This window comes from Pseudoalteromonas fuliginea (genome assembly GCF_000690055.1).
In the GTDB taxonomy this organism is placed as follows: Bacteria; Pseudomonadota; Gammaproteobacteria; order Enterobacterales; family Alteromonadaceae; genus Pseudoalteromonas; species Pseudoalteromonas fuliginea.
In genome coordinates this window covers 44,991-56,257 of sequence record NZ_JJNZ01000070.1, presented here as the reverse complement: position 1 = coordinate 56,257, position 11,267 = coordinate 44,991, and the positions used below count along the sequence as shown (strand labels likewise).

At 36.6% G+C, this 11,267-nt stretch carries 9 protein-coding genes; 4 read left to right on the top strand and 5 right to left on the bottom strand.

The genetic code is table 11. The annotated features are described in order from the left end of the window. The first annotated feature begins 358 nt into the window (after positions 1–358). The gene (gene olsF / locus DC53_RS03120) at positions 359–2,068 is read left to right on the top strand and encodes a bifunctional ornithine lipid synthase OlsF (protein WP_007376911.1); all 1,710 of its coding nucleotides are present in this window, start codon (positions 359–361) and stop codon (positions 2,066–2,068) included. A gap of 196 nt (positions 2,069–2,264) precedes the next feature. Here the strand turns inward: olsF and dapE are convergent, their stop codons facing one another. After that, entirely contained in the window at positions 2,265–3,449 is a 1,185-nt protein-coding gene (dapE, locus tag DC53_RS03125; protein ID WP_033031544.1) for a succinyl-diaminopimelate desuccinylase, read from the bottom strand. 499 nt (positions 3,450–3,948) lie between these two features. Between dapE and DC53_RS03130 the strand changes: the two genes are divergently transcribed. Next, positions 3,949–4,602, top strand: a complete 654-nt coding sequence (locus tag DC53_RS03130; protein WP_007376909.1) for an OmpW/AlkL family protein — start codon at positions 3,949–3,951, stop codon at positions 4,600–4,602. Positions 4,603–4,663: 61 nt separating this feature from the next. Here the strand turns inward: DC53_RS03130 and DC53_RS03135 are convergent, their stop codons facing one another. Continuing rightward, positions 4,664–5,200: a thioesterase family protein gene (locus DC53_RS03135; RefSeq protein WP_033031543.1), complete on the bottom strand. Its 537-nt coding sequence runs from the start codon at positions 5,198–5,200 to the stop codon at positions 4,664–4,666. Positions 5,201–5,305: 105 nt separating this feature from the next. Here DC53_RS03135 and DC53_RS03140 point away from each other — a divergent pair, with 105 nt between their 5' ends. After that, entirely contained in the window at positions 5,306–5,800 is a 495-nt protein-coding gene (locus DC53_RS03140; protein ID WP_008134718.1) for a hypothetical protein, read from the top strand. A 30-nt stretch (positions 5,801–5,830) separates the two neighbouring features. Here DC53_RS03140 and tyrR read toward each other — a convergent pair whose 3' ends face one another. The 3 genes from tyrR to bcsE all read right to left on the bottom strand — a co-directional run bounded on the left by tyrR (position 5,831) and on the right by bcsE (position 10,957). After that, on the bottom strand, positions 5,831–7,387 hold the full coding sequence (gene tyrR / locus DC53_RS03145) for a transcriptional regulator TyrR (RefSeq protein ID WP_007376906.1): 1,557 nt from the start codon (positions 7,385–7,387) through the stop codon (positions 5,831–5,833). 201 nt (positions 7,388–7,588) lie between these two features. Next, entirely contained in the window at positions 7,589–9,169 is a 1,581-nt protein-coding gene (gene bcsG / locus DC53_RS03150; RefSeq protein WP_007376905.1) for a cellulose biosynthesis protein BcsG, read from the bottom strand. 168 nt (positions 9,170–9,337) lie between these two features. After that, the gene (gene bcsE / locus DC53_RS03155) at positions 9,338–10,957 is read right to left on the bottom strand and encodes a cellulose biosynthesis protein BcsE (RefSeq protein WP_033031542.1); all 1,620 of its coding nucleotides are present in this window, start codon (positions 10,955–10,957) and stop codon (positions 9,338–9,340) included. A gap of 112 nt (positions 10,958–11,069) precedes the next feature. On the opposite strand from bcsE, the gene bcsR reads away from it, so the two are divergent. Then, complete coding sequence (gene bcsR, locus DC53_RS03160; protein ID WP_007376902.1) at positions 11,070–11,261, top strand: BcsR/BcsP family cellulose biosynthesis protein; 192 nt, start codon at positions 11,070–11,072, stop codon at positions 11,259–11,261. The last annotated feature ends 6 nt before the right edge of the window (positions 11,262–11,267 follow it).

The window sequence follows — 11,267 nt, the reverse complement described above, 5'->3', positions numbered from 1 at the left end:
ATAAGTAATACCAACCTGCATAAATCTTTGATCAATTTAACGAATTAAATTGCACTATAACGTCGTTAAAAATTTTTTATTTAGAACAACTAGATACAAAAATTTTTGCCTAGTCCTAGCGTAATTTTCTTAACGTTAAATAGACCCCATATATAAGCTGATTGGTATAAAAACCGAGCAACAAAGAGTAAATTGCCCCTAGGCAGAGTCCTACGGGCTGCGGATGTTTAACCTCAAAAGATAAACATGCCCTGGCTCAATTCGCACTTTAAAAAGTCACACAACTGCAAAGTAACTGTCACACCCTTTTTTTATTCTAAGTAAATGGTAAACATGCCAATGCGTGAAAGAGGTTTATATGATTAGTATTGATAAAGTGATTGCAGCAAATTTACCACAATTAGAAAAATCACCAAAAGTAAAAGGCCTTGTAAAAAAAGGGCTAGGGTATCTGTTACATGAACAGGAGTTTGTTGCCTTTGGTGATGCTTACCCTCACTTGCAAGGTTTAGAGTTTGTTGAACAGGTATTAGATGAGCTTGATTTTGATACACGCTACAAACCTAAACAAATTGAACATATCCCCAATGAAGGTAAGCTGGTTATTGTTGCAAACCACCCTATCGGCTCTTTGGATGCACTTGCACTTATTAAAGTACTCTCAACTGTTAGACAAGATTTAAAGGTTGTAGCTAACCGTATGCTGATGTCGGTTACCCCCATGCATGAACTGTTACTACCCGTTGATAACTTATCTGGAACAAGTAAAAAACAAGAACTCAATAATATCCACCAACACTTAAAAAACGAAGGTGCACTGCTTATATTCCCAGCCGGTGAAGTCTCTCGTTTGAGCCCCACAGGCATAAAAGATTGCAAGTGGAATAGCGGTTTTTTACGTATGGCAAAAAAAGCCAACAGCCCCATTTTACCTGTTTTTATAAAAGCTAAAAACAGCCCTTTATTTTATGGCACATCAATGATTTATAAGCCTCTAGCGAGTTTGCTACTGGTCAAAGAAATGTTTAAGCAACGTCAAAAGTCATTGGAGTTTGAAATTGGAGCTTCAATTCCGCCTGAGTCTTATTTGATAGAAAATCTAAAAGATAAAGAAGTTGTAAACCTTATTCGTAAGCAGCTTTATAGGCTAACGTCTAAAAAGCCGTTACCACTAAAAACACAAATGCCTCTTGCTATACCTGAATGCAGAAAAGAGCTAAAAAAAGCGATTGATCAATGCCAGTTGCTGGGTAAAACAATCGACGATATGCATATTCACCTTTATCAATATACCGGTAGCTCTGCGGTGTTTAGAGAGCTAGGTCGATTAAGGGAAATTGCATTTAGAGCAGTGGGAGAAGGCAGCGGTAAGCGTCGAGATATAGATAAATATGATATGGATTATCAACATCTTGTATTATGGGATCCTACTCAATTAGAACTCGTTGGTGCATACCGATTAGCTTGTGCGCAAGATATAATAAAAAAACACGGACGAAAAGGGCTCTACACCGATAGCTTATTTTCCTATACAGAGGCCATGACCCCCTACTTACACCAAGGTATTGAGCTTGGTCGCAGCTTTGTACAACCAAAGTATTGGGGACGTAAAAGCTTAGACTATCTTTGGTATGGTATCGGCGCCTTTATTAAAAACTACCCACAATACCGTTACTTATTTGGCGCTGTAACCGTACCTAATACCCTACCAGAGCAGGCAAAAGCCATGCTTGTTTATTATTATCAACATTACTACAAAAACAATGTGCAACTAGCAATGCCTAACAATGAATTTAGACTAAGCGATCAACAACTAACACAATGCCAAACAGTGTTCAGTGGCAACAATGTGAAAGAAGATTTTGTAGAGCTTAAGCACGTACTAGCCAATATGGGAGCGCAAGTCCCCACATTATTTAAGCAATACACTGAGCTCTGTATGCCCGGTGGCGTACAGTTTTTAAGTTTTAGTATTGATCCCGACTTTAACAATTGTATAGACGGCTTGGTTTTAGTCGACCTGGAAAGCGTAAAAGAGAACAAAGCAAAACGTTACTTAAAAAAATAATAACTAGTGCAAAAACTAGAAAAATTTATTACAGCATGTGTTTGGCATTCATGTTATCTCATTGCCTATTTATGCACAGTAACGGCATTGCATAGACGTGGCCGATTAAATAACCTGAACTCTGGATAAATCTATCTCAAGTAGAGTTCAGGTTAAACACACTATTACAAATACAACCTCAAAAGGTCAACACGCCCTAGCAATTTAAAAAAACCTGCTCGAGCAAAGAGCTATAAATTGCTTCTATTTTTACTAAATCACTTATAGGTACATGTTCGTTTACTTGATGTATCGTATTATTACGCACACCGCACTCTATAACTTGAGTGTGGTTATTTGCAAAAAAACGCCCATCGGATGTTCCACCGCTGGTACTGAGCAGTGGATAACAGCCTGTTTGCTTGTAAATAGCCTGCTCAACATGAGAAAGTAAACTCCAGTCATGAGTGTCTGCTGTATAATATGGCTCACACGGACGCTCCCACTCTATTGTAAAGTAATGGGCAAACTCACTAAGCGATTGTGTCAATAACGCTTTAATCGCCTCGCTGCTATATGCATGACTATAACGCACGTTAAAAGTAACCTCACAATAAGCTGGCACAAGATTATCAATAACGTTATCAATATTAATACCCGTTACTTGCAATGTGGTTTTTGAGCTTTGTTCATCAAGTTGCCACGTTTGTTCACTCAAGTAATTAACTATTTTAGCAGCTATAAAAGCTGCATTGATCGTATTATCAGGATAAGCCACGTGCCCAGCCTTACCTGTTACCTTAATGCGTGCAGAGAGTGCACCTCTTCGCCCATTCTTGATAGTGTCACCTACGCACATATGGCTGGTTGGCTCTCCAACAATACAGCCATCAAGTACAACACCTTGCTCGGCCAGTTTATTAACGATTACTTGAGAGCCAAATTCAGCCTCGCCTTCTTCATCAGATGTAATAAGCCAATACAATGTTCCTTGCTTATTCTCGCTATTATTAATCAGATTATTTGTTGCGCTAAGCATTGCAGCCACACCACCTTTCATATCTGCAGCGCCTCGACCATACACTGAATCACATACAATATTCCCTGCAAAAGGTGGACTTAACCATTGCCCTGTTGCTGCTGGTACTACATCTATATGCCCTGAAAAGGCGACGCATGGTCCGGTTCCAAAACTAATTGAAGCGATTAAATTACTCACGCCGTTTACATTAAAATGCTCACACTGTAATCCCAAGTCACTCAATTCTCTAGTAAGCCAATCAATTGCTCCAGCCTGATTAGGTGTAACAGATTCAAATCGAATAAGCGTTTGTAAATATGCAACAACGTCGCGTTGGAATTCTCTTTCACTGATTGCTTTATCAAAAATAGCGATAGCCATATCAAACGCCCTTTATTGCTTAGCCCTAACTTTAGTTAAGAGACTCACGAAAATATTGAGTTATTATTAAAGCCTGAATTTATGACTAAGCGATGTCAGTATTAATACACAGCTGTGACTATTTTTTATATTTTATTATTATAAGGTGTTTAACTTTTGAGGTTAAATTTACAGCAAACTGTGTGGCAATCAGGTAAGGCAGAGCCTAATCATGAAAAAAGAGACGTTGTTTTCTCGATTCTGGTTAAGGGGGATTTATAACTTTTGCTACCTAAAAACCTGAACTTGCACGCACTAAACACATTCAGAACAGCGCTTTTAGTTATTTAAGAAATCAAGAGTCAAGTATCTCTGTCGCTAATCAACATCAAAATTAATCTAAATCAATAAAACACTTCACAACGTTCAAACATTTTTGAAACTTTGATCTAGAACAGGTTTTGAACATTTTAAAACTGCAATAATAGCGTCAATCAAAAAGTAGTTCTTGGAGAACAACATGAAAACCACTATTAGTATTGCATTACTGACTTCTTTATTAGCACTTTCTCCTGCTGCACACGCCAATTTTAGCGTAAATGTGGGTGCTATTAACATTAACCCTGATAACAGCAGCTCAAAAATTAACGAAGCACCGACTTTAGGTCTAAAAGGTGATTCTGATACGCAACTAGGTATTACGCTTGACTACGCATTTAACGACCAATGGGTGCTAGAGCTTATTGCAGCAACGCCATTTTCGCATGATGTTAATGGTACTGGTGGGCTAGCGGGTAATAAAATCGCGAATATAAAACAACTCCCCCCTTCACTTATTGCTCAGTATCACTTTTTAGATACAAGTTATGCATTAAGACCATTCGTGGGTATTGGAGTTAATTATACAACATTCTTTGATGAGCAACCGTCGCAAGCGCTTAAAACAACGCTTGGTACAAATGATGTAGAAGTAAAGTTAGATGACTCATTTGGATTTGTAGCACAAGTAGGTGCAAATTATAAAATTGATGAAAAATGGGGTTTACATGCAATGGTATCAATTATGGATATTGATACTGATGCAACAGTATATGCTAATGGCGCAAAAGCTCTCACTTCAACCGTTGAACTGGACCCAGTAGTCGCCATGTTTGGGGTTAGGTATAATTTTTAAAAATGCTTTAATGCATGTGTGTGCAAAAGGCCGAAAGGCCTTTTTTATTTTAATTAACTAATCACTTGGGTAAGTTATTTGCTTTTTTCTGTTCAAGCATTTCTTTCCAATGCATAACTTCACTCGGTAGTATCGGTGTTATACCTTTAAAACTAGCGACTTCAAGCATTTCTTCGATACTTACAATGCCTTTTTTACTTTTAAACACACCGCGTACATAAGCAATAGCATGTAAGCCTCGTGCTGAATGAAATTTTTGTTCTATATAAAAATACTTATGATCCCAACCAACTAGTTTTGTACTAATAGTGTAGCGTTGCATTGGTTTAATATCACGGATATACGTGATAGCGGTAGCATTAACAATAGGAAACCAACGGCGTTTCAAAATTTGCTTAAGCAAACCCACTCGTTCCGTCATCCATGTACGTGACAAATCCATCATGGCTAAATAACGTGAATTTGTTAAATGCAGATTTATATCGCAATCAGTTGGTAGTGCTTTGTAATCAATATCTACTGTATCAAGTAAGTCTTGATATTGATGATTACGCTTAATTTTAAAAAATAATAAAAGAAGTCGAATATATAAGTTCACAGCAAAGGTCTTACCAGTTCAATTTACCTGAGTGTAACACAGGCACTTGCTAAGACGAATATTCTACTTTAATCTGAGGTTATAAATACAACTAAGAACTTACTTATGAATTCAAAATTAAACATCCTTATTGCTAGTATATTCTTAACAGTGAGCCACCACGCGTTAGCCGATTTTAATTTCCCCGGTAATGGCTCTATTACTTACTCTACAGGGGTAGAAAAATCGTTTGAATTTGGTTTTGCTTGGCAACAAAAATTTAAGAAGTTTACTATTGGCTCAAAGAGTTATGAAATGGATCAAATTCCTAGTTCTTACTCAGTCGCCATCACGCTTGCAAAAGACGGCAGCCAAGTATGGGTTCAAGAATTTAATAATGGATTTATAGAAGCGTTTGATTGGACAATAGGCAAGCACACCATCACTCTAAAAAAACAACAGTTTAGTGATCAAGTGAAAGGGAATTATGTTATTGAGTTAGATGGCCGAAGTTACTTTTTTGCTCGTAATAATGCCAGTATTGTTATGAAATTTGATGAAGATGGTATAAAGACGATTGCCATTGATGGTGTCAAAAAAAATATGGGCACTAAAAATTAATTAGCGCCCTATTTTAAATATTGCCGTATTTTAAACTTTAACTGTTTTACGGTTAATACCGTAATCTCGTAGCTTATTTGCAACTGCTGTATGGCTAAGACCTAAACGTTTAGCGAGCTGTCGTGAGCTTGGATAAGCTGGATAAAGTTTGCGTAATAATGTTGCTTCAAAACGTTTTACCGCTTGATCCAGTGAACCTTCAAAATCAGATTCTAAATACCCTAAGTCATGCGTAAACGTAGGTAACTGTAAATGCTCTACTCGTAACTCACTATCATCTAATAAAGATACCGCACGATAAATTGCATTTTCTAATTGGCGTACATTTCCAGGCCAAGGATACTGTTGTAAAAAGCTTAAGCACTCTTGAGATAACAGTGGCACCGCGTGACCATTTTGCTGTGCATATTTTTGAATAAAATGCTCTGCGAGTGGCCCAACATCGGCTTTTCTATCTCTAAGTGGTGCAATATCTAATGTTAATACGTTGATACGATAGTATAAATCCTCTCTGAACACGCCCTCTTGCACCATAGCAGGTAAGTCTTTTTGAGTAGCTGCGACTATACGAACATTAACTTTAACTTCGTTCTCATCACCTACTTTTCTAAATGTACCATCTTGTAAGAAGCGCAATAACTTAGTTTGCAGTTGAGTCGACATTTCGCCCACTTCATCTAAAAATACAGTCCCACCATCGGCTTGCTCAAGTACGCCGCGTTTAGGTGCTGCATTTTCTTCATAGCCTGCGTAGCCAAATAACTCAGATTCAGCAACATCATCAGGAAGTGAAGCACACGACAGCGCAATAAAAGGCTTCACTGAGCGATTAGATGCGTAATGACACGCCCGTGCTAATAGCTCTTTACCGGTTCCTGTTTCACCCGTAATTAGTATTGGTGCTTCTAACTGAGACATTTTACGCGCTTCGCGAACAACACGACGCATAGCAGTACTAAAGTTATGAATAGTTGCAAAGCTTTCTTGTCCGTAACGTCTAAATGCACTAACTTGTTGACCTAATCGGCTTTGTGATTTTATATTAATAACAGCACCGGCAAGTACATCACCTTCACCACCTTGCGGCACAGCAATAGGTAAAATATCGGCTATAAAGTCTTCACCAGCGACTTCCACTCTGGTGGTTTGCCCTAATACTTCTTTACTTTCTAACCAGCGAGTAAAATTAAAGCCTTTCAACAAATTATTGATATTTGCACCAATAACCTCTTTTTCACTCAATTGTAAGTCTTTACAAGCCGCATCGTTACATAAGCGTACCCAACCCTTGGCATCAATAGAAATAACACCATCGGGCAATGCTCGAAGCAATGTGTTTAGCTCATTATGCTCACGCTCAGAGGGTAAAAAAGCGGTTGTACGTACATCATGAACACCATCAATTAAACGAATTGATGGCATTATTTTCTGGAACTGTTCAAACTCAATTTCAGGGAAACTTACATACATACGACAATTAACTGAATCAACCTCTATTCCTTTTAGATCAACACTGTAATTAACTAAAATATTGAGAATTTCTTGGGCGATACCGATTCTGTCAGCACAATGAATATCTAAACGCATACATCCTCTAAGGAAGGAAAACTATATTAATTGAATAATACGCTAAGTGGCAATGAGAAGGTAGTTTATTGTAAACATTTATTATAAATACTAGTATTTATAATAAATGAATAGATACATGGATTTATTCACGTAATAACAGCAATAACATATTTACTCCATGAAATATGCCACTACTGCTATTGCAGTTCTTAATAAAAATTAATCACCTTGTGGGTATTCAGACCAATCACCGCCATCTAATTGTATGTATGGTCGTTGATTAACATACATCATTATAGTATCTGCATTTTCAGCAACTTTTGGAGCTTTCGGTAAATTATCTAACAAATTTGCTATACTATTTTTCCCACCAAAAACATTAGTTTTCAATGTTTTACTCACTAATTCTGACAATGAAAAATAACTGATTGAATCATCAATTACAATTTGGGAATAGTTTTGCACATCAGGGCCAATAAATTTAATTGCAACTGGAACTGATACAATAGCTGGGCTTGGTATTTCTCGCAAACCAGCAAATTGTACTTTGTCTCCTTTTAGTGCAGCACCATGCTCAGGTACTACCATCAGCATTACATTTCTACCACGTTTTTCTAGGTTTTTAATAAAGCCATTAATATCAGAAAATAAGTTTGCATGCCTAAGAGGATAACTCTGCTGGCTATTCATGCGGGCTCTATTAGCAAGTTGATTACCATCGTGTAAACTCGTGGTATTGTAGTACATTGCACAAGGCTTACAGTCTTTAGCTTGTTGGTCAAGCCAGCCGTTTAGAACCGCACCATCTGAATAAATAGGGCTATTATCAAACCCATACTGAGCAATAGGCATAGAATCAATATTAAATGGCTTGCTGTCTAAGCCACCATATCTATTTATTAGGCCTTTAAATTCATCAAAATGCCCATCGTGATTCATCACTACGTTGTTTTGATAGCCTAGTTTTTCTAAGTTCTTAAATAAATAACACTGTTCTGGCGCATCTTTGAACAAAGACGCTTGGTTTGTTTGTCCACAGCTTGCTCTTAATAATCGAATGGCTGCTGGACCACTATATGATGTGGCTGAGTTGAAATCAGGAAACACCACATCAAAATCTTTATACATGTCTGTAACGCTAATACCTAAAAAATTTAAGTCAGCAACTGCCATAGAACAAATATTTAAAATAATAACGTCAAACAACTCGCCATTGTATTCCTTTGGAAAGTGACTTGTTAATAAGCTTTGTTGTTGATAAAAATCACTAAGCTTTTGGTCGGGCGATTGGTATTGGGTTGTTACAACAGGCGCCTTACTTTGAGTTGCAATACTACTGTTATTAACCACTGTAGGGCTTTCATTAATATCTAATGAGTTACTTTGACCTTGCCAGCCAATAAACGCCAAGCCAATAATAGTCACTGTAGTAAACCGAATCCATTGAGAGCTGTACCAAAATAAAACAACAATAATGAATAAGCCAAGTAGCATATCGACATTAACTACCCGCCCAACTAGTTCGATAAAATAATCAAAGCTAAAATCTTGAACGTTACCAGCCTGTTTAATTAAACGATTAATGGGAGGTAACCACGAATCTTTATACAGTAAAATCACAGCTATAATCAGTGCGATAATGTGTTTAACCTTCTCAACTCGCGCATTTTTAAATTGTATTACTAACAAAGCGGCCAACGCAGCATTGCTCAAAAAACTAAAATCGATTACGCCGTAATAATACAGGGCAAATTTAACTAAAAAATAGAGATTCCAAACCCCTAGACCAGACAATTTCACTTACGTTCCTTATTTTTAGGTGTATAGGGTTCTAGCACTTCGTGCTTAAATGTCATTTTGTAATAATACTTTTTTAATTTAGATACTATGTAAGAGCCAATTAGGCACAATAAAACACCAAATAACCCCGAGATTAATGCTGTAATTAAAAGTTGATTAATACTCATATCACAGCTCTTTAACTTTCATTGTAAAAGCTTTTGCATCAGGGCGTTCCTGAGTGAAAAATTCAGGCGTAGCAATATCAATACTGGGATTTTTTGCTAAAGCAGGATCGAACTTGTAACTGTCATTTTCTTTTAGTTGATTTGTAAAATCACTCACATCTTTATCTCTATAATATCGGCGTAATTGTTTACATTCTTGCTGAATATAGAAGTGGTCCGAAATAATGCTCTGTTGAGCAAAAAAATCACTGGTTTCTAATTTGAATAAATGTTTAATCGCATTCATTACATCATTTTCTCTACAAGCATGTAGATACAAGTAAACTTTGTTTTCAGCAACACTAAATACATCACCTTCACGTTTTATGTGAAATAGATGAAGTGGGTGAATAGGATCTATTCTTGGTAATAACTCAAGTACAACCAGTACCCCACTGACACCTAAATTAACCGCCGAGTCACTGTGCACTTCAACTTGGCGAGTAAAATCAATAAATGGTAAGTAACCTTTTGAAAACGTGTTTTCAGTATATCGTAATACATGCTCAACAGATGGAGGCAATGGTCGAGAAAATTGAAAGCCTTGGATCGACTGAATTTGCGATAACAACCGAGAAGGTTCGGAAAAGCTATACAAAATAAGATTAACACCCAGCGTTAAAAATAAGCACTCGTCTTGGTGCCTGATAATCCCATCTACATTTTGAATCACGAGTTTTAACCAACGACCACAATTTTTTCTCAATTCAAAACATTGTTTACCCAACTCAGATAAGTCGGTATAGCGTGTAACCGAAAATACTAATGTTGCGGCTTCTAGCTGAGGACCTTTTTCAAATAAATCGCTGTTACTTTTTACAACATGATAATTTGCAGGCAGCTTTGTTCCCTCTGGTACTGAGTTTTGTACTAACCACACAACATCTTCATCATTAAAATGTTTATTGCTAAGTGTTTGGGTTTCTATTTTCCCTTCTTCTACAACTAACCGATCATTTTGCAAAATTAACTGATAGTGAGTATTTGATAATACCCCTGTGCTGTGTCTCCAATAGTCGTACTCAAGTACTCGTGCAGCCGAATCATTATCGACAAACACAACGCCGCTAAAGAGTTGATTTAAGCGCCTTACTAAAAATCGATAATTAGCAACTTCAGGACCTGAGATTAAAAATAGAAGACTAGTATTTGTATCAATTAAAAATGATTTATATTGCTCAATAAGCGTTTCAAATTGCTGTTCAGTGGTATCACGTAATTGCTGAGTACTAAAATGAACAACGATTAGAGCATTTTTTATATTTTCATACGCACTTAACTCTTTAATAATCCCTTTATTTATGCGTTTTGCATTCCACTCACTAATTTCTTTTGTAAATGAAAAAGAATGTACTCGGCCTTGCTCACTAGCATCAAGTAGTAAATTCGAACAAGAAGATTCAAAGAATGACTCTATCTGAGAAGAGACTATAAAAATATTTTCTTTCACATCATTGGGGCTTATTGAATGCAATATAAACTCAATAGAAAAATTGTCTAAAGGCGCTAAAACAGCATAAATTGCAGCAGGTTTTATTTCTTCAGCTGCGGGGTCTAATCCCAAAATGTTAAACTTATGCACACAAAACACCTTTCAAAAAAATACTTTTTTACTAGTTTTAGCCGCTATTCTATATATAATAGTCAAATAATGTCCATATATTATAAAATAAAACATACTGATACAGGTAGTAATGCAAAACTTAATTTCAAAAAATCCTCAAACACTCACATCTAACGATATAGCAAACTTAGCTCATCGCTTTGGCGGTAAAAGTGAAGATTACATTGAAATAGTGAATACGCAAAAAAACATGCAAACTATAAATAAATATGCGTTATTAAAAGAAATTGATAACGAACTTGCGTCTATTACTAGCCGTTGAAACTAT